Annotated in this window: 18 protein-coding genes and 5 pseudogenes; 20 read left to right on the top strand and 3 right to left on the bottom strand. The window is 65.2% G+C overall.

Annotated features, from left to right (window positions below; all coding sequences use genetic code 11):
• Positions 1–56: 56 nt before the first annotated feature.
• From PIB19_RS12125 to PIB19_RS12060, 14 genes and pseudogenes are all read left to right on the top strand, one after another.
• Positions 57–533, top strand: a complete 477-nt coding sequence (locus PIB19_RS12125; RefSeq protein WP_271237565.1) for an SUF system Fe-S cluster assembly regulator — start codon at positions 57–59, stop codon at positions 531–533.
• 1 nt (position 534) lies between these two features.
• Positions 535–1997, top strand: a pseudogene (gene sufB, locus PIB19_RS12120) (Fe-S cluster assembly protein SufB).
• On the top strand, positions 1994–2203 hold the full coding sequence (locus PIB19_RS12115; RefSeq protein WP_271237564.1) for a hypothetical protein: 210 nt from the start codon (positions 1994–1996) through the stop codon (positions 2201–2203). Before sufB ends, PIB19_RS12115 begins: the two are co-directional and overlap by 4 nt.
• Positions 2203–2715 (top strand): hypothetical protein, encoded by a 513-nt coding sequence (locus PIB19_RS12110; protein ID WP_271237563.1) that lies wholly within the window; start codon positions 2203–2205, stop codon positions 2713–2715. The genes PIB19_RS12115 and PIB19_RS12110 overlap by 1 nt, the downstream gene beginning before the upstream one ends.
• Positions 2716–2794: 79 nt before the next feature.
• Positions 2795–3220, top strand: a complete 426-nt coding sequence (locus PIB19_RS12105) for a hypothetical protein (protein ID WP_271237562.1) — start codon at positions 2795–2797, stop codon at positions 3218–3220.
• Positions 3217–3516 (top strand): hypothetical protein, encoded by a 300-nt coding sequence (locus PIB19_RS12100; protein WP_271237561.1) that lies wholly within the window; start codon positions 3217–3219, stop codon positions 3514–3516. The genes PIB19_RS12105 and PIB19_RS12100 overlap by 4 nt, the downstream gene beginning before the upstream one ends.
• Before the next feature lie 7 nt (positions 3517–3523).
• Entirely contained in the window at positions 3524–4267 is a 744-nt protein-coding gene (sufC, locus tag PIB19_RS12095) for a Fe-S cluster assembly ATPase SufC (protein WP_271240974.1), read from the top strand.
• 105 nt (positions 4268–4372) lie between these two features.
• Complete coding sequence (locus PIB19_RS12090) at positions 4373–5455, top strand: SufB/SufD family protein (protein ID WP_271237560.1); 1083 nt, start codon at positions 4373–4375, stop codon at positions 5453–5455.
• Positions 5452–6662: pseudogene (locus tag PIB19_RS12085) on the top strand (cysteine desulfurase). Before PIB19_RS12090 ends, PIB19_RS12085 begins: the two are co-directional and overlap by 4 nt.
• On the top strand, positions 6659–7123 hold the full coding sequence (locus tag PIB19_RS12080) for an SUF system Fe-S cluster assembly protein (protein ID WP_271237559.1): 465 nt from the start codon (positions 6659–6661) through the stop codon (positions 7121–7123). Before PIB19_RS12085 ends, PIB19_RS12080 begins: the two are co-directional and overlap by 4 nt.
• The gene (locus tag PIB19_RS12075) at positions 7123–7398 is read left to right on the top strand and encodes a hypothetical protein (RefSeq protein WP_271237558.1); all 276 of its coding nucleotides are present in this window, start codon (positions 7123–7125) and stop codon (positions 7396–7398) included. The genes PIB19_RS12080 and PIB19_RS12075 overlap by 1 nt, the downstream gene beginning before the upstream one ends.
• The gene (locus PIB19_RS12070; RefSeq protein ID WP_271237557.1) at positions 7391–7747 is read left to right on the top strand and encodes a HesB/IscA family protein; all 357 of its coding nucleotides are present in this window, start codon (positions 7391–7393) and stop codon (positions 7745–7747) included. Before PIB19_RS12075 ends, PIB19_RS12070 begins: the two co-directional genes overlap by 8 nt.
• Before the next feature lie 44 nt (positions 7748–7791).
• Positions 7792–8854 (top strand): annotated as a pseudogene (mgrA, locus tag PIB19_RS12065) (L-glyceraldehyde 3-phosphate reductase).
• Positions 8851–9317, top strand: a pseudogene (locus PIB19_RS12060) (GreA/GreB family elongation factor). The pseudogenes mgrA and PIB19_RS12060 overlap by 4 nt, the downstream one beginning before the upstream one ends.
• A 142-nt stretch (positions 9318–9459) precedes the next feature.
• Here the strand turns inward: PIB19_RS12060 and PIB19_RS12055 are convergent.
• Both PIB19_RS12055 and ligA read right to left on the bottom strand, forming a co-directional pair.
• On the bottom strand, positions 9460–12186 hold the full coding sequence (locus tag PIB19_RS12055; protein ID WP_271237556.1) for a TonB-dependent receptor: 2727 nt from the start codon (positions 12184–12186) through the stop codon (positions 9460–9462).
• 166 nt (positions 12187–12352) lie between these two features.
• A complete protein-coding gene (gene ligA / locus PIB19_RS12050) occupies positions 12353–14482 on the bottom strand; it encodes an NAD-dependent DNA ligase LigA (RefSeq protein ID WP_271237555.1) in 2130 nt (709 codons plus the stop codon).
• Positions 14483–14551: 69 nt separating this feature from the next.
• Here ligA and PIB19_RS12045 point away from each other — a divergent pair, with 69 nt between their 5' ends.
• Entirely contained in the window at positions 14552–15712 is a 1161-nt protein-coding gene (locus PIB19_RS12045) for an MBL fold metallo-hydrolase (protein ID WP_271237554.1), read from the top strand.
• A 94-nt stretch (positions 15713–15806) separates the two neighbouring features.
• Positions 15807–16253, top strand: a complete 447-nt coding sequence (locus PIB19_RS12040; RefSeq protein ID WP_271237553.1) for a hypothetical protein — start codon at positions 15807–15809, stop codon at positions 16251–16253.
• 25 nt (positions 16254–16278) lie between these two features.
• Here PIB19_RS12040 and PIB19_RS12035 read toward each other — a convergent pair whose 3' ends face one another.
• Positions 16279–16854 carry a DUF3617 domain-containing protein gene (locus PIB19_RS12035; protein WP_271237552.1) on the bottom strand — a complete coding sequence of 192 codons (576 nt, stop codon included), beginning with the start codon at positions 16852–16854 and terminating at the stop codon, positions 16279–16281.
• A gap of 213 nt (positions 16855–17067) precedes the next feature.
• On the opposite strand from PIB19_RS12035, the gene mauJ reads away from it, so the two are divergent.
• The 4 genes and pseudogenes from mauJ (at position 17068) to PIB19_RS12015 (ending at position 21847) form a co-directional block, all read left to right on the top strand.
• Complete coding sequence (gene mauJ, locus PIB19_RS12030) at positions 17068–18111, top strand: methylamine utilization protein MauJ (protein ID WP_271237551.1); 1044 nt, start codon at positions 17068–17070, stop codon at positions 18109–18111.
• A 408-nt stretch (positions 18112–18519) separates the two neighbouring features.
• A pseudogene (gene uvrB, locus PIB19_RS12025) lies at positions 18520–20714 on the top strand (excinuclease ABC subunit UvrB).
• A gap of 34 nt (positions 20715–20748) precedes the next feature.
• On the top strand, positions 20749–21258 hold the full coding sequence (locus PIB19_RS12020; RefSeq protein ID WP_271237550.1) for a hemerythrin domain-containing protein: 510 nt from the start codon (positions 20749–20751) through the stop codon (positions 21256–21258).
• Positions 21259–21301: 43 nt separating this feature from the next.
• A complete protein-coding gene (locus PIB19_RS12015; RefSeq protein WP_271237549.1) occupies positions 21302–21847 on the top strand; it encodes a hypothetical protein in 546 nt (181 codons plus the stop codon).
• The last annotated feature ends 240 nt before the right edge of the window (positions 21848–22087 follow it).

The raw sequence follows: 22087 nt of genomic DNA, 5'->3' as shown, positions 1-22087 counted from the left end.
AGAATCGTTCTGATTGATGCCCGTCGCGCCGTTGCGCAAAGGGCGAGTGGGATTAGATGCGTCTTTCGAGCCTTGCCGATTATGCCGTAGTGATGATGGCCGCCGCCGCGCGCCATTGCGGCGCGTGCGTGCGGCTCAACGCGACGCTGCTCGCCGAGGAGACGGGACTACCGCTTCCTACCGTGCAGAAATTGGTGAGCAAGCTTTCCGCCGCCGGGCTGATCGAGAGCGCGCGCGGCACCGGCGGAGGCTTCCGCCTCGCGCGGCCTCCTGCGGCGATCACCGTCGCCGACATCGTCGAGGCGATCGAGGGCCCGATCGCGCTCACGACGTGCGTAGACAGCGGCAAGCATGATTGCGTGGTCGAGGGCACCTGCCGCGTCAAACCGCATTGGAATGCCGTCAACGGCGCCGTAAAGGGCGCGCTCGCGGGTATCACCCTATCCCAACTTTCCGCTGCTCCGGCTCCGGCCGGGGCGCAGCATCCCGAGTCCGCTGACCGGGTCCCGGCGCTTGCCGGGGAACAGGTGTAACATGGCCACGAAGAATGCCGAGGCGCTCGCCGCCGCGAACAAGAAGTACGAATGGGGGTTCTCCTCCGATATCGAGCAGGAGTTCGCCCCCAAGGGGCTGAGCGAAGACACGGTCCGCTACATCTCGGCCAAGAAGAACGAGCCCGAATGGATGCTCGACTGGCGCCTGAAGGCGTTCCGCATGTGGCAGGAGATGGAGCTTCCCTTATGGGCCAAGCTGCAGATCCCGCACATCGATTATCAGGACGCGTACTACTACGCCGAGCCGAAGCAGAAAAAGACCATCGGCAGCCTCGACGAGCTCGATCCCGAGATCCTGCGCGTCTATGAGAAGCTCGGTATCCCGATCGAGGAGCAGAAGGTGCTCGCGGGCGTCGAGGGCGCCCGGAAAATCGCGGTCGACGCAGTGTTCGACAGCGTCTCGGTGGCGACCACTTTCCGCGAGGAATTGAAGGCCGCCGGCGTCATCTTCCTGTCGATCAGCGAAGCGATCCGCGAATATCCCGAGCTGGTGAAGAAGTGGCTCGGCAAGGTCGTGCCCCAGCGCGACAATTTCTTCTCGGCGCTGAACTCGGCGGTCTTCTCCGACGGCACCTTCGTCTATGTGCCCGAGGGCGTGCGCTGCCCGATGGAGCTGAGCACCTATTTCCGCATCAATGCCGAGAATACCGGCCAGTTCGAGCGCACGCTCATAGTGGCCGACAAGGGGAGCTACGTCTCCTATCTCGAAGGCTGTACCGCGCCGATGCGCGACGAGAACCAGCTCCACGCCGCGGTGGTCGAATTGGTTGCATTGGACGATGCCGAGATCAAATATTCGACCGTCCAGAACTGGTATCCCGGCGACGAAAACGGGGTGGGGGCATCTTCAACTTCGTCACCAAGCGCGCCTTGTGCGCGGGTACGAACTCGAAGGTCAGCTGGACCCAGGTCGAGACCGGCAGCGCGATCACGTGGAAATATCCCAGCTGCATCCTGCAGGGCGACGGCTCGGTCGGCGAATTCTATTCGGTCGCAGTGACCAACGGCCGCCAGCAGGCCGATACCGGCACCAAGATGCTCCACATCGGCAAGAACACGCGCTCGACGATCGTGTCGAAGGGCATCAGCGCCGGCCGCAGCGACAATACCTATCGCGGCAAGGTGCTGGTCAATGCCGGCGCCGAGAATGTCCGCAACTTCACCCAGTGCGACAGCCTTTTGCTCGGCGACCAGTGCGGTGCACACACCGTGCCGTACATCGAGGTGAAGAACCCGACCGCGCAGATCGAGCACGAGGCGACCACCTCGAAGATCAGCGAGGACCAGATGTTCTACGCGATGCAGCGTGGGTTGGATCAGGAGGCCGCGGTCGCGCTGATCGTCAACGGCTTCGCGCGCGAAGTGCTCAAGCAGCTGCCGATGGAATTCGCGGTGGAAGCGCAAAAGCTGCTGGGGATCTCGCTGGAGGGGAGCGTTGGATGAGCGACAAATTCGATTGGAGCGAGTTTAAGGGCGATGAGATCGTCCGGTCTACGCGAGCAGTGATCGTCTATTTGAATCCGGATAACGATGTAGTGATCCGCCAGGAGGCTGCCCCTTACGAGGATGATGAACCTTGGATTGTCATCCCTCGTCAAAGCGTTCCGCGTCTCATTGAGAAGTTGAAGCAGCTCGCCGAGGCGCATTAATGATTCTGACGCTGCTCCTGTTTCTCGCGCAAGATGCACCCGCACCGGCTCCCGAGGAGTCGGCGGAGGAGGAAATCGTCGTGCGCGCGCAGTTCGGGCTCACGACGATGCTGTTCGACAAGGGTGCCGACGGCAAGCTGCGCAATTGCCGGATCATGGTCTCCAGCGGCAGCCAGAGGCGCGACACCAATGCGTGCCAGGCGACGCCGGTCTGCTATGCCAAGACCGCTGACGAAGTCACCGATTGCCGTGAGATGACCTTCCTCGAACTGGCGTCGGCCGCGACCCCCGGCGAGACGCGCCCTGCAGGCGCCGGGGTGCCGCAGGCCTTCACGCTGCCCAAGTTCACCGATCCGAAGCCGGCGCTCGCGCCGGGCCAGGCCGGCCCGCTCGGCCTCTCCGAGCCGAGCCGCGAGACCGAGCGTCAGCGCGTCAAATTACCGCCTTTGCCCAAGCCGCCCTCGGATGGCCCGATCATCCGCGTCGGGCCGGCGAAGGAGTTGGGCGAATGATCCGCAGTCAGCGCCGCGCAAGCATGGTTCGGGCAAGCATGGGGATGGGGCCGGTGTTCGGGCTCCCGGGAGTATCGCAATGATGTTCGGAATGTTGTTCGCGCTTGCCGCTGCCCAGAGTGCGGGCGGCGTGGTCGTCGAGGATACGCCGCAGATCGGCATCGCCACCCGCCATGCCCGCTGCATCGTCCGGCAGGTCGGCATCGCGCCCGCGGCCGCAGCAGCGCGCGCAGCCAAGGTGGCGGAAGCGACCAAAGGTTGCCGCGAATTCACCGAGGGCGATTTCACGCAGGGCCGCGTGATGCTCGGCGATCGTCCGGTCAATGCGCGCTGGTGGGGCCGGATGCGCGGGACGCTCGATGCGATCGAGGCGGATATCGCGACCGCGATCGTCCAGCCGAAGCAATACAAGATCATCTGGGAGTTGCCCGATGGCAGCCGGGTCGACGCCTATAACGCGCCCGAGCCGCTGAAGTCGGTCAAGCTGCTGACGGTGCCGCTGTGATCGTCGCGCTCGGCCTCGCCTTGCTCGGCGCGCAGGACGTGATCGGCGAGGACATCGTCGTCACCGGCCGCGCGCGTCCGCTCCAGGTGAGCGTGCAGCTCGATTCGAAGCGCCGCGTCCGCGCGTGCGCGATCGCCCGGTCGAGCGGCGACGAGAGTTTCGACCGGCTGACCTGCGAAACGGTCGCCGCGTGCTCGCGCGAGCCCGACCGCAGCCGCAAGGCGATCCAGGCCTGCACGCAGACGCAGATGACGGCGATCATCAACGATCAGTTCGGCGCCAATGCCAACCAATAGGACCATGATGCTCAAGATCGACAATCTCCGCGCCGAAATCGACGGCAAGGAAATCCTCAAGGGGCTCAGCCTCGAAGTGAACGCAGGCGAAGTGCACGCGATCATGGGCCCCAACGGCGCGGGCAAGTCGACGCTCGGCTATGTGCTGGGCGGACGCCCTGGATACGAGCCGACCGGCGGCAGCGTGACCTTCGGCGGCGAGGACCTGCTCGAAATGGCCGCGCACGAGCGCGCCGCGGCCGGCCTGTTCCTCGGCTTCCAATATCCGGTCGAGATCCCCGGCATCTCCAACGTCCAGTTCCTGCGCGAGGCGCTCAATTCGCAGCGCCGCGCGCGCGGCGAGGCGCCGCTCTCGGGCGGCGAGTTCTTGAAGCTCGCTCGCGCGCAGGCCGATGCGCTCGGCATGGATCAGGAAATGCTCAAGCGCCCGGTCAATGTCGGCTTTTCGGGCGGCGAGAAGAAGCGCAACGAGATGGTCCAGATGGGCATCATCGGCCCGAAGCTCGCGATCCTCGACGAGACCGATAGCGGCCTCGACATCGACGCGCTCAAGGCCGTGGGCGAGGGGATCAACCGGATCATGCGCGCGCCCGACAAGGCGGTGCTGCTGATCACCCATTACCAGCGGCTGCTCGATTATGTGCAGCCCGATTTCGTCCATGTCCTCGAAGCCGGGCGCATCACGCGCACCGGCGGGCCAGAGTTGGCCCACGAGCTCGAAGCGCAAGGCTATGGAGCGGTGGCGGCATGAGCGCGCTTCGCGCCGAAGGCGCTCTCAATTCTTTCGTGCCTTCGTGTCTTCGTGTGAGTCAATTTTTCTCACACAAAGACACGAAGGCACGAAGAAGGTGCGCGCGTGACCACGCTCGAACTTCCATCCCCGCGTCTTGAAGAATGGCGCTGGGCGGATATGCAGGCGCTACGCGTCGCCGCCGATGCCGAGCCGCGCGACGCCGGAATCAAGCCCGCCGACCTGTTCCTCGACGTGGAAGGTCCGCGCCTGCTCTTCGTCGACGGCGTCTTTGAGCCCGCGCATAGCCGCCCGGGCCCGGTCAAGGTCGCGCGCTTCGCGCCCGAGACCGCGCATCCGCTCGGCGGCATGGCCGAAGGCGAAGGCTGGGTGCTGTCGCTCGATCCGCAAGCGGCGGTGACCGGCATCCAGATCGTCCATCTCGGCTCGGGCGGCGAGAGCCATGTCCCCGCGCGCATCACTTTGGCCGACGACGCGGTCGCGTCGGTCGTCGAGACCTATGCCGGCAGCGGCTGGGCCAATCGGCTGACGCAGATCGCGCTCGGCAAGGGCGCGCGGCTGATGCGCTCGGTGCGGCTGCTCCAGGCCGATGGCTTCGTCTCGTTGCGCGACGAGGCCGAGATCGGCGAGGCGGCGAGCCTGGTCTCGATCTTCCTCGGTGCCGGCGGAATGGGCAGCCGGATCGACGGCGCGCTCACGCTCACCGGCAAGGGCGCTTTTGCCGAGATGGGCGGTGCTTTGCTCACTTCGGGGACGCAGAAGCAGGAGGCGGCCGTGGTCGTCCGGCATGAGGCGGTAGAGGGCACTTCGCGCCAGCTCTGGCGCGCCGTGGCGGCCAACCGCTCGACCGTGAGCCTCGCGGCCCGCGTCGAAGTCGCGCGCGGCGCGCAGCAGACCGACGGCGAGCAGTCGCTGCGCGGGCTGCTGCTCGAACGCGCCGCGACGGTGAACCTCAAACCCGAACTCGAGATCTTCGCCGACGACGTGAAGTGCGCGCACGGCGCGACGGTGGGCGAACTCGACCAGCGCGCGCTCTTCTACTTGCAGAGCCGCGGCATCCCCGCGCCGCGCGCCAAAGCGATGCTCACCCGCGCCTTCGTCTCCGACGCGATGTCGCGGATCGGCGAGGAAAAGGTGCGCGATGCGTTCGTGGCGGACGCCGACAAGTGGCTGGAGAGTGCGCTGTGAGCGTGACGACCGACACCCGCCCGCTCGACCTGCTCGCCGATTTCCCGGCGATCCCGGCGGGCTGGGCGTATCTCGATACCGCCGCGACCTCGCAAAAGCCCAAGCCGGTGCTCGACGCGATCAACCGCGGCTATGGCGAGACCTATGCCACCGTGCATCGCGGCGTGTACCAACGCTCGGCCGATATGACGCTCGCGTTCGAGGCCGCGCGCGAGCGGGTCGCGCGCTTCATCGGCGGCAAGCCGCAGGAAACGATCTTCGTCCGTGGCGCGACCGAGGGGATCAACCTCGTCGCGCAATGCTGGGCAGGCACGCAGCTGAAAGCCGGCGACCGCATCCTGCTTTCGACGCTCGAGCATCATTCGAACATCGTGCCCTGGCAGATGGTCGCCGAGAAGATCGGCGCCGCGATCGACGTGATCCCGCTCACCGCCGATCAGCGCGTGGATCTCGACGCGATGGCGGCGATGATCACGCCGGCGCACAAACTGGTGGCGCTCGCGCATGTCTCCAACGTGCTCGGCTCGGTGCTCGACGCCAAGCGTGCGACAGAGATCGCGCATTCGGTGGGCGCGAAGATCCTGCTCGACGGCTGCCAGGCCGTGCCGCGCATGGCGGTCGACGTCGCCGCGATCGGCTGCGACTTCTACGTCTTTTCGGGCCACAAGCTCTACGGCCCGACCGGGATCGGCGTGCTGTGGGGCCGCTATGAGCTGCTCGACGCGATGCCGCCCTATCAGGGCGGCGGATCGATGATCGACCGCGTCACCTTTGCGAAGACGACCTACGCGCCGCCGCCGGGCCGCTTCGAGGCGGGGACGCCGCACATCGTCGGCGTGGTCGGGCTCCATGCCGCAGTCGATTATGTCGACGCGATCGGTCTGGATCGCATCCACGCGCACGAGACCGCTCTGGTCCGTCAGGCCCGCGATGCGCTGTCACGGATCAACAGCGTCCGTCTGTTCGGTCCGGACGACAGCGCCGGCATCGTCAGTTTCGCAGTCGAGGGGTGCATCCGCACGATGTCGCCACCATCTTGGACGAAGGCAATGTCGCGATCCGCGCCGGCCACCATTGCGCGCAGCCCCTGATGGATGCGCTGGGCGTGCCGGCGACGGCGCGGGCGAGCTTCGGGGTTTACAATAATGCGGCCGATATCGCCGCGCTGGTGAAGGGTATCGAACGCGTGACGAGGATTTTCGGGTGAACGAGGAACGCAAGATCGCAGTCGAGGAAGTCGACGCCGTCGATGCGCCGCCCAAGGCGCGCGTCGAGGATGTCGCTCAGACTTTCGAGCGCAAGCGCGATTACCTGACGGGCTTCCTTCAGCAGAAGCCCGAGGCCCATCCGGCCGGCGAGCCCGGCGGCGAGCTCTACGAATCGGTGATCCAGGCGCTCAAGGAGATCTACGATCCCGAGATTCCGGTGAACATCTACGATCTCGGGCTGATCTACGGCGTCGACATCACCAGCGACGGCCATGCCTCGGTGCAGATGACGCTCACCACGCCGCATTGCCCGGTCGCCGAATCCATGCCCGGCGAAGTCGAACTGCGCGTCGGATCGGTACCCGGGATCGGCCATGCCGAAGTCAACCTCGTCTGGGATCCGCCCTGGGATCCGCAGAAGATGACAGACGACGCCAAGCTCGAACTGGGGATGCTGTGATGGCTGAAGGAAAGCTATCCGTAGCCCCGGACGAAATCGCCACGGCCGCCTTCAATCTTCAACTGGCTTTGATGGCACAGTTGGGGGTTGCAGGTGCCCTGACCGAGGAGCAGTTGAACTTCGTAGCCGCTAGCGCAGCCTCGATGTGTCGTCGGCAAGGTGAAGAAAATGCTGCTAAATTAATCGAAACCGTGGTGCCGACTGCTGTTGGCGTCAATATCAATATCGAGGCGATGAAACAGGGCATCGGGATCAAGAGGCAGCCCCGTGACTGAGACCAAGACCCGCCAGCGCCCCGCCGCGCTCAACCTCACCGAGCGCGCCCACGCGCGCATCGCCGAGCTGATGGCCAAGGCGCCAGAGGGCACGATCGGCGTCAAGCTCTCGACGCCGCGCCGCGGCTGCTCGGGGCTGGCCTATTCGGTCGACTATGTCAGCGAGGCGGCGCCCTTTGACGAGAAGATCGAGACGCCGGGCGGGACCTTCTATGTCGACGGTGCCTCGGTGCTCTACCTCGTCGGCTCGACGATGGACTGGGTCGAGGACGATTTCGCCGCCGGCTTCACGTTCGAGAACCCCAACGCCAAGGGCGCGTGCGGCTGCGGCGAGAGCTTTACCGTCTGAGCCATGGCGCATAGGGCGCTGTCCGACACCATCGGAGAGAGACCATGCCCTATCCCCAGCCCTGGACCGCCGATCCCGCGCGTTACGACGGCCGCATGCCCTATCGGCGCACCGGCCGCTCGGGGCTCGATCTCCCGGCGATCAGCCTCGGCCTCTGGCAGAATTTCGGCGGCACCGATGTGTTCGAGACCGGCCGCGCGATGCTGCGCCGTGCATTCGATCGCGGCGTCACCCATTTCGATCTCGCGAACAATTACGGCCCGCCTTACGGCTCGGCCGAGGAGAATTTCGGGCGCGTGATGGCGGCCGACTTCGCCGCGCACCGCGACGAGCTGATCGTCTCGACCAAGGCGGGCTGGGACATGTGGCCGGGCCCCTATGGCGATGTCGGCGGCAGCCGGAAATACCTGATCGCCTCGTGCGACCAGAGCCTGAAGCGGATGGGGCTCGATTACGTCGACATCTTCTATTCGCACCGCGTCGATCCCAAGACCCCGCTCGAGGAGACGATGGGCGCGCTCGCGCACATCCACCGCCAGGGCAAGGCGCTCTATGTCGGCATCTCGTCTTACTCGCCCGAGCTGACGCGCCAGGCCGCGGCGATCCTCGCCGAATACAAGGTGCCGTTGCTCATCCACCAGCCGAGCTATTCGATGCTCAATCGCTGGATCGAGGAGGATTTGCTCGACACGCTGGGCGATCTCGGCACCGGCTGCATCGCGTTCTCGCCGTTGGCGCAGGGGATGCTCTCGTCCAAATATCTGAACGGCGTTCCCGCGGATGCGCGCGCGGCCAAGGGCGGTTCGCTCGGGCAGGGGCTGTTGTCGGATGCGAACCTCGCCCGCATCCGCGCGCTCAACGCCATCGCCGAACGCCGCGGCCAGACGCTCGCGCAGATGGCGATCGCCTGGGTGCTGCGCGATCCGCGGGTGACCTCGGCGCTGATCGGCGCGCGCAATGTCCAGCAGCTCGATGATCTCGCTCGATGCAGTGAAGAATCTCGGATTCAGTGCCGATGAGCTCGCCGAAATCGACACCCATGCAACCGAAGGCGCCGTGGATCTTTGGAAGATATCATCCACGCTAGAGGAATTGCCGCAGCGATGAGCGTCGCCTTCCGTCGCGAGAGCGACGAGGAACATAAGGAACCGAAGTTCGAAATCCCCTTGCCCGCCGGCGCCAATCTGGTGACGGCGCGCGGGCTCGCATTGATCGAGACGAAGGTTGCCGAGCTCGAGGCGGCCATCGCCGCCGAGGCCGCCGAGGAGCCGCGCGAAGTCCTCAAGCGCGAGCTGCGCTACTGGAACACCCGCCGCACCACCGCCGAGATCGCGCCTCCGCCGGAGAAAGGCGTGGTCGGCATCGGATCGCGGGTGCGCATCCGGCTGGGGGCAAGGCGCGGACGATCGATCTGGTCGGCCATGACGAAGCCGATCCGCACGCCGATCGCCTCGCTTTCTCGGCCCCGCTCGCGCACGCGCTGCTCGGCGCGGAAGAAGGCGAGTGCGTCGATTTCAACGGCCGGCCAGAGGCCATCGAGATTTTGGAAGTCTCCGCGATCCCGGGCTAGCGCGGCAGGAGTTGGTCGGAGCGCCTACATTCCCCGTTCGTTTCGAGTGAAGTCATCAGGAACCAGACACAGCGGACAAGAAAAGCCGCCGCTCCATCGCTGGAGCGGCGGCTTTTTCGTTCCCGGATCGGAAGCCGGGCTTTTAGAAGCCCACCACCAGCGAACCCATGAAGGTGCGCGGATAGCCGATCTGCGAGTTCGGCGCGTTGCCGTACGCCGTGACCGCGCCCGTCCCCGGGTTGAAGGTCGGGCCCTGGTTCAGCGCGCCGTTGCCGCTGTTGAGCGAGCTCACCCACAATTTGTCGAACGCGTTGAGCACGTTCAGCTGGAAGTAGGTCTTGTCGTTGAGACCGGCCCAGCCGAGCGGGATGCGCGCGTTGAAGTCGACGAGCGTATAGGCCGGGACCTTGGCGCCGAAGACCTGAACCACGTTGCCGCTGACGATCTGCCGCACCGGCTCGTTGGTGTCGTAGACGTAGCGCGGGCCGGTACGCTTCACGTTGAAGCCGAAGTCGGCGAAGCCCAGAGTCGCCTGCGCGCCGCCGCCGAAGGTGTAGACCGGTGCGTTCGATTCACGCTTGCCCTTGGTGGGAGCGTAGATCGGCGCACCCGCCGCAGTGCGGCCGGCGACCACATCGTCCTGGATCTCCGAGTCGAGGTACGAACCGAAGGCATAGACGCTCAGCTCGTTGATCGGGCGATAGGCGATCGTGCCGTCGAAGCCGAAGCGCTTCACCTTGCCGAGGTTGCGATACACCGTCTTGTCCAGATCGGCGTCGTAGGACGAAGCGAGCCGGTTCTTGTAGTTGGTGTACCACGCCGCGACCTGTGCCTGGATCTTCGACGAGCGATAGCGCACGCCGGTTTCCAGATTGTCGGTGGTCTCGGGCTTCGGGTTCGCCTGTTCGGCGGTCACCGGGTAGAAGAACGAGTTGTACAGATTATCCGTACCCGGCACCTGGATGCTCTGCGAGAAGTTGCCGTAGAGCGAGAGCTTGTCGGTGATGTCGGCGACATAGCCGATGTTCGGCAGCGCGCGCTTATAGTCGACGATGCGCTGCTGCGGTCCCTGGGTCGGGAAGGTGCAGTTGGTCGCCGGCACCGGGTTGGCCGGGCAGGTCGCGCCCCCGACGCCTGCGGCGTAGGGCACGGTCTGCGTCGGGTTCGCCGCAAGCCACGCGGCCTGCGCCGCGCTGTCCGAGCCGAAGCACTCGATGAAGCCCGCCGCGCTCGACGTGGCGCAATAGTTGTTCAGGTTCCGGCGCATGAACTTGACGCTGATGCCCGCATCGACGCGGACGGTGCCGTCGAAGAACTCGCCATTATACTGCGCCGCGAACTGATGCAGGATCGCGAAGGACAGGCGATCGCGCTTCTGCAGGGCGCGGCCGTTCACGTCGAGGATCGGATCGTTGACCGGGAAGACGTCGAAGGGCTTGCCGTTATACTGCAGGAAGCCGGTCTCGCCGGTCTGGCGATGGCGTGCGCGATCATAGGTGTAGGCGACGCGCACGGTCTGCCCCGGCGCGACGGTGTAGCGCAGCGACGAGATCACGCCGATGCGATGGGTCTGCGTCTGGCTCGGCGCGAGCAAGCGGACGGTGTCGAGCAGGTCGCCGTCGCCGTTGAGGTCACGGCCGAAATAGGGCGTACCGCCGATATAGCCGACCTGACAGCTCACCGCCGGGCCATTGGCAGTGGTGTTGCAGTTTGCGGCCCCGCCGGTCGGATTGACGTCGCGACGGACTTCCTGGCCGACGACGGTGCCGCCGCCATTGGCCTTGGTGTACTGGTAATAGGGATCGGCCGCGAAGACGAGGCCTTCGGCGAGCGTGAAGCGCGAATTGATGCGGACATTGCCGGTGTTCGACGGGTTGAAACGCTCGTCGAAGACCGAGCCGCAGCCATTGGCCGCATCGAGAATGCCGGCGCGGGCGGTATTGTTGATCTGGCAGAGCGGCACCGAATATTCGCGCTCGTCGTTCGTGATCGGGAAGCGATCGCTGGTGTTCGGGCCGACATTGCGTGCGCCGAGGTCGACACCGGCCGCCGACAGCTGCCGAAGATCGGTGCGCAGCGGCACCGAGCCCTGGAAGTTGTTGCGGTTCTCGTTGTAGTGGCCGGAGATGGCGATGAAGTCGCCATTGTCGCCCAGCGGCTGGTAGATCTTGGCGTTATACTGCTGCTTCTCGACCTGCGCGCGGTCGTTGAACGGCGAATGGTTGCGCGCCGAGCTCGCCGAGAGCCAGGCGCGAGTGCCGAACGACGTGAAGGTGCCGGTGTCGACCAGGCCGAAGATGCGGAAGAAGTCGAAGTCGCCGACCGAGCCGATCAGCTTGACCCCGAAATCCTCGCTCGGATTGCGCGTGCGATAGTTCACCGTCGATCCGGTGGCGCCGGCGGTGGGGCTGTCCACGTCGGTGGTGCCCATGTTGACGTTGACCTGCTCGATCAGCTCGGGATCCAGCTGCTGGTTGCCGTAGATGGCGTAGTTGCCCGAATCGTTGAGCGGAATGCCGTCGAAGGTCTGGCTGATGCGGCTGCCTTCGAAGCCGCGGATGTTGAGCGAGCCGCCCGACGAACCGAAGGGATCGTTATTGGTGTAGCTGACGCCCGGAAGCTGGTTGATCAGGTCGTTGACCGACTGGCCCGGCGCCTGGCGCTGGATGAATTCCTGGTTCAGCACGCCGCGGGTCTTCGTGGTATCGGGAACCACGATGCCGTTCACGCCGTTCTGCGTCCGCGTGCCGGTGACGACGATCTCTTCGCTGCCTTCTTCGAAGTCGATCGTGCCGGTCGACTGCGCATAGGCGCTCGCCGGAATCAGGAGCGCGGCAAAAGCCACGCCAGCAAAAAGCTTGGTGCGCATTTTAAGATAGTCCCCTTCGGTGTGCCCTGAATGCACTAATCACGCGGTGCGGTGTACCGTCGCCGCTGCCCATGGAATTCATTTATGTCCAACCGATGACAGTCAATCGGCATGAGCCGGGCAAGCTGTTGGTAACAGTGGAATCATTTGCTGCGTTGCAAAAAAGTCACTCGGCCTTGGCGAAGATTTTGGCCCAATCCTCCTCGGAAATAACCCGAATTCCGAGTTCCGCGGCCTTTTTGAGCTTCGATCCCGCACCCGGTCCCGCAATCACCAGATTCGTCTTCGCCGACACCGATCCGGCGACTCGCGCGCCCAGCGATTCGGCCTGGGCCTTGGCTTCGTCGCGACTCAGCGACTCGAGACTGCCGGTGAATACCAGGGTCATGCCCGATACTTCGGAAGCCCGCGTCTCGACGATGAAATCGGGGGCGAGACTTCGGCCAGCAGATCCTCCCACAGCGCCACATTGTGCGGCTCGTGGAAGAAATCGGCCAGCGCGTGCCCGACGGCGCCGCCGACATTCTCGACCCCGATATGCTCGGTGATCGCCTTGTCGAGGCGCGCGCGGTGCTTCTGCTCGCTCTCGCCGATCGCGGGGAGTCGCGTCCCGAAGCGCAATGATCTCTTCGGCCAGCGTCCGGATCGCGGGGAGCGTGGTGTAGCGCTTGAGCAGATCGCGCGCGGTGATCGCGCCGATATGGCGGATGCCCAGCCCGAACAGCAGCCGTGCGGCATCGGGCGCCCGCTTGGCTTCGATCGCGGCGAGCAGCGCATCGACCGATTTTTCCTGCCAGCCCTCGCGCCCAAGCAATTCCTCGCGATGCGGCGCCAGCCGGAAAATGTCGGCCGGCTCGGTGATCCAGCCCAAGTCGAGCAATTCGACCAAAGTCTTCTCGCCCAGCCCCTCGATATCGAGCGCGCCGCGGCTGACGAAATGCTTGAGCCGCTCGAGCCGCTGCGCCGGGCAGATCAAACCGCCGGTGCACCGGACATCGACTTCGCCTTCCTCCGCCACCGCTTCGGAGCCGCAGCGCGGGCAATGGTCGGGGAACGCAAAAGCCGGGCGCTCTTCGTCGCGCGTCAGGTTCTCGACGATCTGCGGAATCACGTCGCCCGCGCGCTGGAGCACTATCCGGTCGCCGGGGCGCACGCCCAGCCGCGCGATCTCGTCGGCATTGTGCAACGTCGCGTTGCGCACCACCACGCCGCCCACCGTCACCGGCTCGAGCTTGGCGACCGGCGTCAGCTTGCCGGTGCGGCCCACCTGGATCTCGATGTCGTTGAGCGTCGTCTGCGCGCGCTCGGCGGGGAATTTGTGCGCGAGCCCCCAGCGCGGCGCGCGGCCGACGAAACCGAGCCGGGTCTGCCAGTCGAGCCGGTCCACCTTGTAGACGACGCCGTCGATGTCGAAGGGCAGATCGGCGCGCTGCGCCTCGATCTTCTTGTACTGCGCGAGCGCCGCGTCGAGATCCACCGGACCGACGAACAGGTCGGATACCGGGAAGCGCATCGCCCTGATCGCCGCGATCACTTCCGACTGCGTCTCGCCGGGCAGCGAGGTGACTTCGCCCCAGCCCCAGGCGAGGAAGCGCAGCGGCCGCGACGCGGTGACCGCTGCATCCTTCTGGCGCAGCGATCCTGCGGCGGCGTTGCGCGGATTGGCGAACTGGCGCGCTTCCTTGCCGCTTTCCTCCGCCTCGGCGAGCAGCCGGGCGTTGAGCTCGGCGAAGTCGCTTTTCGCCATATAGACCTCGCCGCGCACTTCGAAGATGTCGGGCGCGCCGGGAATCTCCTGCGGGATGTCGGCGATCGTCCGCACATTGGCCGTGACGTCCTCGCCGATCCGGCCGTCGCCGCGGGTGAGCGCCTGGACCAGCCGGCCCTGCTCGTAGCGCAGCGAGCACGAGAGCCCGTCGATCTTGGGCTCGGCGGTGAGCGCGACGGGCGTGTCCGGCGGCAGGTTCAGGAAGCGCCGCACGCGCCCGAGGAAATCCACGACGTCCGTGTCCGAAAACCCGTTGTCGAGGCTGAACATCGGCCGCGCATGCGCCACCTTGGAGAGGTGCCCCGTGGGCGCCGCCCCCACTTTCCGGGACGGCGAGTCGCTGCGGACGAGGCCGGGGAACTCCGCCTCGATCGCATTGTTCCGCCGCATCAGCGCATCGAATTCGGCGTCGCTGATCTCGGGCGCGTCGTCGGCGTGATAGAGCCGATTGTGGTGCGCGATCATTTCGGCGAGCCGCGCCAGTTCGGCGGCGGCTTCTTCCTCGGTCCGGGGCAGATCGGATGTCATGGCCATCGGTTAGGGGAGGGGCGCCGCCGATCAAGCTTGATTGCGCGCGCGGCCCCGCAAGAAGGGCGAATGCGCCTGCTCAAGCTTGCCCTTGCCGGGCTGTTATGGACCGTTATCGTCCTGTGTCTCGCCCTGACCGTGCTGCCGCACTTCCTCGACCGCATCTACTATCGCGGGCCGGTGTCCGCGCATTTCGACGGCGCGCATTTCTTCAATCCCGACGGCGATGACGACCGCCTCTCCGCCGGACCCGGCCGCACCCGCCTGATCGCGCGGCGGATCTTCGGCGACTCGAGCCAGCCCGCCTGGCCGGACCATGTCGCGGTGCGTCCTTCGAAACCCGCGCCGCGCGTCGAGGGCGAAACGATGCGCGTCACCTGGATCGGCCACGCGACCGTCCTCGTGCAGGCCGACGGCATCAACATCCTCACCGATCCGGTGTGGAGCGATCACGCCGGCCCATTCGGCTTCGGCCCGCGCCGCGTCGCCGCGCCCGGCATCCGCTTCGAGGATCTGCCGAAGATCGACCTCGTCCTCGTCAGCCACAATCACTACGACCATATGGACCTGACGACGCTCAGGCGACTGTGGCAGCGCGACAAACCGGTCATCGTCACCAGCCTCGGCAATGACAGCGTCATCGGCCAGGCGGGTATCGCCGCGACCGCGCTCGACTGGGGGCAGGGACGCGCGATCCGACCCGATGTCCGGGTAACCGTCACCCGCAGCCACCATTGGGGCAGCCGCTGGTTCAGCGACCGCAACCGCGCGCTCTGGTCGGGCTTCGTGGTCCAGCTCCCGCACGGCAATATGTTCTTCGCCGGCGATACGGGTCTCGGCGACGGCAAATGGCCCGCCGAGGCCGCCGCGCTCGGCCCGATCCGCGTCGCCGTGATCCCGATCGGCGCCTTCCGTTTCGAGGAGGGGCAGATGGCCAGCGGCAGCCATATCGGCCCGCGCGATGCCCTCCGCGTGTGGGACGGGCTCGGCCGCCCGTTCGCGCTGCCGATCCACTGGGGCACGTTCCGGCTTTCGCGCGAGGGCTATGACACCCCGCCGCGCATGCTCGCCGCGATGCAGGCCTGTGCCGGCAGCGATCCCGCGCGCTTCGCCACCGCCGCGATCGGCGTGCCGGTGGACGTGCCCGCGCTCGGCGCGCCGCCGCCGCATCCCGACATGGCGCGCGTCGAAAAATGCGTGCGCGAAGGCCGGTTCGACGCTTTGCGCTGAACCGTCGCGGTGACGCTTGAGGCGGCGTCCCGGCAGGAGTATCGTCGGTGCTCGGGAGAGGGTCCTGGAACAGATCAATCGACGCACGATCCGCGTGCAGCGCCGCTACGATACCAGCATCGACCGGGCGGGACTGGCGCTCGGCGCGGGCAGTGCGCTGGCCGGCCTGATCGTGCTCGCCTTGCTGCTGCTCGGCGGCCAGCGCCAGCCGCTCAATCTGCTCAGCGGCTGGCTGATCGGCAGCATCTTCTCGGGACTCGCGATCACCGCGGTGGGCGGCCCGATCTGGCTGGTGATGCACGTCGCGGGGCTGCGCCGGTCCTGGCATGCGGCATTGGTCGGCGCAGTGACCGCGATGGTGATCTTCGTCGGCGCGCAGACCTATGGCTTCGGGATGCTCGACATGCCCGAGATCGACAGCCGCACCTTGCTGTTTCGCTGGCTGAGCGCATTGGCGTCGAGCGCGTTGCTCGCTGCGCTTGCCGCCGGCATCGCCGCGATCATGTGGCGGATCGCCTATCGCCGCCAGAGCGAGCGCTGAGCCGCCCGGCGCAGCGCTTCGCGGCTCAGCCCTTCGCCTGCGCCCGACACTCGCCGATGCGCGTGCCGATTGAACGCATCCGCACCAGCGAATAGCCCGGCTGACCCTTGGTGCCGGTGCGATGCTCGGTGACCACGTCGAAGCCGGTCGCGGAATTGGTGCCGTTGATCAGCAGCGTCGTGCCCGGTTCGCTGGCCTTCTTGCTGCACTGGATTTCGGCGTCGACCTTGCCGCCCTTGGAGACATAGCGGACGAACGTGCATGCGCCCGCCGCCTGTTCCAGCTTGGAAACGTCGAACGGTTTCAATTGCTCGGCGGTCTTGCACTCGGTGGCGTTGCGCTCGAGGCCCTTGGCAAGCTCGAGCTGCTTCGCGCTGTCGCCCCCGGGGCCGACATCGACGGCTTCGATGCGAAGCTCGGCCTTCCACAGCCCCGGCTTGACCGCATTCTTGGGCGCAGCCGCCTTGATCAGCTTCGCGACCTGCTCGGTCTGCGCATTGGTGACTTCGATCTCGCCGGTCTCGGCGGCGTGCTTCTCTTCCGCCGATTGGCAGCCGGCCAGCGCAAGGGCAGTGGCTGCGAGGACGATGATAGCGCGCATGTGAGATTCCCTACCGGTTCTGCGCTCCCCAAAAGCCGAATTGGTTGCGCTTGGCAATGCGGACGATGCGTCGATGAGGGAGAGCGCTACGAGGTTCGCTATCGACTCAGTTGCGGACATTTGCTTGTTTATCCAGCGCGCAATGGTGGGTTCAAATGGGATCTTTTGCGGTTCACTAATCGCCTCGCTAGGGTCATTGACCGGGGGTAGCGAATGCGCGTCATCGCCGAAATTTATGCCAGTTCGAATCTGTGTCTTACCGAGGAGGGCGCATGCCACACGGTTAAACATCCGACCGGCGACTTTTCCGCAACGATAAGGAACAACCCCGACGCTCTCCCTTTCGCTAAACGCTCTCTAATCATCGAAATTGAATTTGAGGTCGAGAGCCTCAACGACGCTCGCGAAATGGCGCTCGATCATCTGGCTGTGCTGCAGAACGCTCTCTCTCTTGCGACGGGTGCCCGCATTTCGGACGCCATTGTAATACGGGCGATTGATTGGACGCCGGGCGTCGAAATGCGTGACGCGCGATACTACCACACGAGTCAGGCAACCCTCTCCTTTTCTGCTTTGGACTCGGCCTTGATGGATACCGTCGAACGCCTTGTCGCCGTACACGACGACGAGGTAAGCCAGTCTGTAATGCGCTGGTATAGGCTCGGAATGCGCTCACAGATCGCGGAAGAGCAATTTTCTTACTTCTGGTTTGCGATCGAGATAGTCGCTGAGAAATTGAAAGAGGCCGGGAAAATCGCACCACCGTGCCCAAAATGCTCAAGTGACCTGTTCTGCCCAGCTTGCAACGAAACTCCGCTCCGCAGGAGATTCGGCACCGAGGCAATCGCTGATCTGATCAGAGATGTCGCGCCAACGACCGCTGACGTTGACGAACTAACCAAGACGCTGTTCAAAATTAGAAACACGTTACAGCATGGTCGCCGTATCCATTCCATCGCTGGTTCTTTGCCTTGCACGGAAGAGCAGGCAGTAACCGTGCTGGCGAACATCGCCTGGAGGGCAATCGACAAGCTCGCGGACTGGGACAAGGACCCCCGGCCAGATAACACCTTAAATTTCGTCCTGATCGAGGATGTCGTTCACAAGGCCATGGTCGTGTCCGCTGCCGTACAAATTGGCCTCATGTCAGGAGGCGATCCAAATGACCCCGATCTTGTGCACGTAGGCAATGTTCAAATCAGCACGATAATCAACGGCAAAGCTTATACATTTGATGGCCAGCCGGTGGCCGAATAGCGTCGCCCTCCGGGAACGCTTGCGGCAGCAAAAACCGTCCGTCTGACCGCGAGGCTCGATCGGATGGCGAAGAAGGGCATCCGCTAACAGCCATTTGCAATCGTTCCAGCCCCTACCAAAACACTGGTAAAATAGGATTTGATCTGCTTTTGTTCCGGCGGTGAGCAAGCAACGATATCCTTTTCCTCACTGCCCGCGTCGCCTCGGTGTCGCATCGCGGTCGCGGTCGCGGTCGCGAAGCCGTCGCGTCAGTGTCGCGTGTCAGGCGCGAGGGTGTCGCGTCAGTGCCGCGCCGCAGGCGCGTTCCCGGCGCAAACCTGCCGCTTCCGGCAAAAACCCGCTATCGTGTCAAGCGTGTCAACCAGACAGGCTGATTGCGTCCCCCGATAAAGGTCCCATATCCCAGCCATGCCGATCCAGATCCGCACTTCCCTCGCCGAGCCCGATACGGGGAGAACTTCGTCCCCCATCGCCCCAACCGCCCCGAGAAGAGCGAGGGCGGCAAGGCGTTCAAGCTGGTCAGCGACTATCAGCCGTCGGGCGATCAGCGCTATGCGATCCCCGAACTGGTCGAGCAGGCGCGCGCCGGCGAGCGCGACCAGGTGCTGCTCGGCGTCACCGGGTCGGGCAAGACCTATACGATGGCCAAGGTGATCGAGGAGCTCCAGCGCCCCGCACTGATCCTCGCGCCCAACAAGATCCTCGCCGCGCAGCTCTACGGCGAGTTCAAGAGCTTCTTCCCCGACAACGCCGTCGAATATTTCGTCAGCTATTACGATTACTACCAGCCCGAGGCGTACGTCCCCCGCTCGGACACGTACATCGAGAAGGAAAGCTCGGTGAACGAGGCGATCGACCGGATGCGCCACTCGGCGACGCGTTCGCTGCTCGAACGCGACGACGTGATCATCGTCGCCTCGGTCTCGTGCCTCTACGGCATCGGCTCGGTCGAGACCTATTCGGCGATGATCTTCGACCTGAAGAAGGGCCAGGTCGTCGACCAGCGCGAGATCATCCGCAAGCTCGTCGCGCTGCAGTACAAGCGCAACGATCAGGCCTTCGCGCGCGGCAATTTCCGGGTGCGCGGCGACAGCCTCGAAATCTTCCCGTCGCACTATGAGGACAGCGCGTGGCGGGTGTCGTTCTTCGGCGACGAGATCGAAGAGATCACCGAGTTCGATCCCCTGACCGGCAGCAAGGTCGCGAGCCTCGATTATGTCCGTGTCTTCGCCAATTCGCATTATGTGACGCCCGGGCCGACGATGAAGCAGGCGATGGAGGCCATCAAGCACGAGCTCACCGAGCGGCTCAAGGAGCTCGAGGCCGAGGGCAAGTTGCTCGAGCATCAGCGGCTCGAGCAGCGCACCAATTTCGATCTCGAGATGATCGCCGCGACCGGCTCTTGCGCGGGCATCGAGAATTACAGCCGCTTCCTCACCGGGCGCCTGCCCGGCGAGCCGCCGCCCACATTGTTCGAATATCTGCCCGAGAATGCCTTGCTCTTCGTCGACGAGAGCCACCAGACGATCGGCCAGATCAACGGCATGTCGCGCGGCGATCACAAGCGCAAGATCACGCTGGCGGAATACGGCTTCCGCTTGCCCTCGGCGATCGACAATAGGCCGCTGCGCTTCAACGAATGGGAAGCGATGCGCCCGCAGACCACATACGTGTCAGCGACGCCGGGCGCGTGGGAGATGGAGCAGGCGGGCGGGGTGTTCGTCGAGCAGGTCATCCGCCCGACCGGGCTGATCGACCCGCCGGTCGAGATCAAGCCGGTCGAGGAACAGGTCCAGGACCTGATCCAGGAATGCAAGGCGACTGCGGCCAAGGGCTATCGCACCCTGGTGACCACGCTCACCAAGCGGATGGCCGAGGATCTGACCGAATATATGCACGAGGCGGGATTGAAGGTCCGCTACATGCACTCGGATACCGAGACGCTGGAGCGCATCGAACTGATCCGCGATCTGCGCATGGGGGTGTACGACGTGCTCGTCGGCATCAACCTGCTGCGCGAAGGGCTCGACATTCCCGAATGCGGCCTCGTCGCGATCCTCGATGCCGACAAGGAGGGATTCCTCCGCTCCGAGACCTCGCTGATCCAGACGATCGGCCGCGCCGCGCGCAACGTCGACGGCCGCGTGATCCTCTATGCCGATCGCATGACCGGCAGCATGGAGCGCGCGCTCGCCGAGACCGGGCGCCGCCGCGAGAAGCAGCACGCCTATAATATCGAGCACGGGATCACGCCCGAGACGATCAAGCGCAACATCGGCGACATCATCGCGCACGTGTCGAACAAGGATCAGGTGACGGTCGAGATCGATGCCGATCGTCCGCACATGGTCGGCCACAATCTGCGCGGCTATATCGAGGAGCTCGAGAAGAAGATGCGCGACGCCGCGGCGAATCTCGAATTCGAAGAAGCCGGGCGACTGCGCGACGAGATCCGCGGGCTCGAAGCCGAGGAACTCGGGCTGCCCGCCGGCGAGCACAAGGCGCCGATCATGGGCCGCTCGAACGAAGGCAAGCCGGGCACGCGCAAGACGCGCTATGGAAAGCAGAGCAAGACCCGGTTCGGCGGCGGGCGCGGGCGTTGAGCAGCTGCAGGAACAGCAAGCGTAACGCACGAATATGCAATCGATCGGGGACTTTACTGACTTACCGCGGTCATGGGGCCGTGCTTTGGGCGCGGTCCATATCAGGGAGATAGTCGGCGTGATTGCAGGGTTCTGCGCAGAACATCGAGCCCTTGAGGCTCATGCCGCGCTGCTCCTCGCGATCGTTTCCGCACCCGTCCCCGATGCCGCCGCAGTCGCTGCCATGCGCTGGCGGATGGCGCAGGCGCTGATCGATCACTGCAATCGCGAGGATCGGCTGATCTACGATCGCCTGCTGTCTTCGGGCGATGCGATCGCCACCGACATCGCGTGGCGCTATCGCCAGGAGCACGGCACGCTCGGGCCGTCCTTCGCCAATTACATCGCCGCCTGGCCGGTCGGCCGCATCACCCGCGAATGGGCACGCTTCCGTGCCGAGACCGAGGCATTGCTTGCGGGACTGGCCGACCGCATCGAGCGCGAGGAGCAGGTCCTCTATGCGCATGTCGAGCGGGTGATGGCGCGTCGCCGGTCTGCCGCCTGATCCAAGGTTGAGGCGGCGGGGGACTTCGCCCATAAGGCGCGGCATGCGTCGATCGTCCGTGTTCGCCAGCCTGTCCGCTACGGCCGCCCTGTTGCTCGCGGGGTGCGTCGCGCCCAGCCAGCCGCCGCCCCGGCCTGCGCCCCCGGTCGCCGTCCCCACTCCGGCGCCGACGCCCGCCCCCGCACCGCCGCCCCCGCCAGCCAGCGCCGATTGGCGCGACTGGCCGCTGACGCCGGGCACCTGGAGCTACCGCGCCGACGCCCAGGGCGGCACGGCGTCGTTCGGGATGTCGGGCCTGGCACCCGAACTCACGCTCCGCTGCGATCGTGCCCGCAGTCGCATCGTCCTGACCCGTAGCGGCCTGGTCTCGGCGCCGGCGCTCACCATCCGCACCACCAGCATCGCCCGGACGCTCCCCGTCAGCCCCGCCACGACGGGCGCGGCCGCCGATCTCGCCGCCCGCGACGCGCTGATCGATGCGATGGGTTATAGCCGCGGACGTTTCGTGGTGCAGGGCGGCGGCGTCCCGACACTGGTGGTGCCGGCCTGGGCCGAAATCCTGCGGGTGGCGGAGGATTGCCGCGGCTGAGAAGCGCGTGCGGCGAACCACAGACCTTTGAGAATCGCACTATCTTTTCTGCATTACAAGACTTGTTCTGCGACTCCGGATGATTCAAGATTCGTCCGTGGCCAAAAGCCACGCTCGTTCTTCAACTTGCGAAAGGAGGTGATCCGATGTCTCATGGTTCAGCAATGGGGTCGGTTCAGTTCATTCGGGAGACGCGCCGCTGAGCTGAAGGCGCGGACGGAAGTCCTCCGTCCGTAGGGC

The organism is Sphingomonas sp. 7/4-4, assembly GCF_027941955.1.
Lineage (GTDB): Bacteria > Pseudomonadota > Alphaproteobacteria > Sphingomonadales > Sphingomonadaceae > Sphingomonas.
This window is presented reverse-complemented; position numbering and strand designations above follow the sequence as displayed.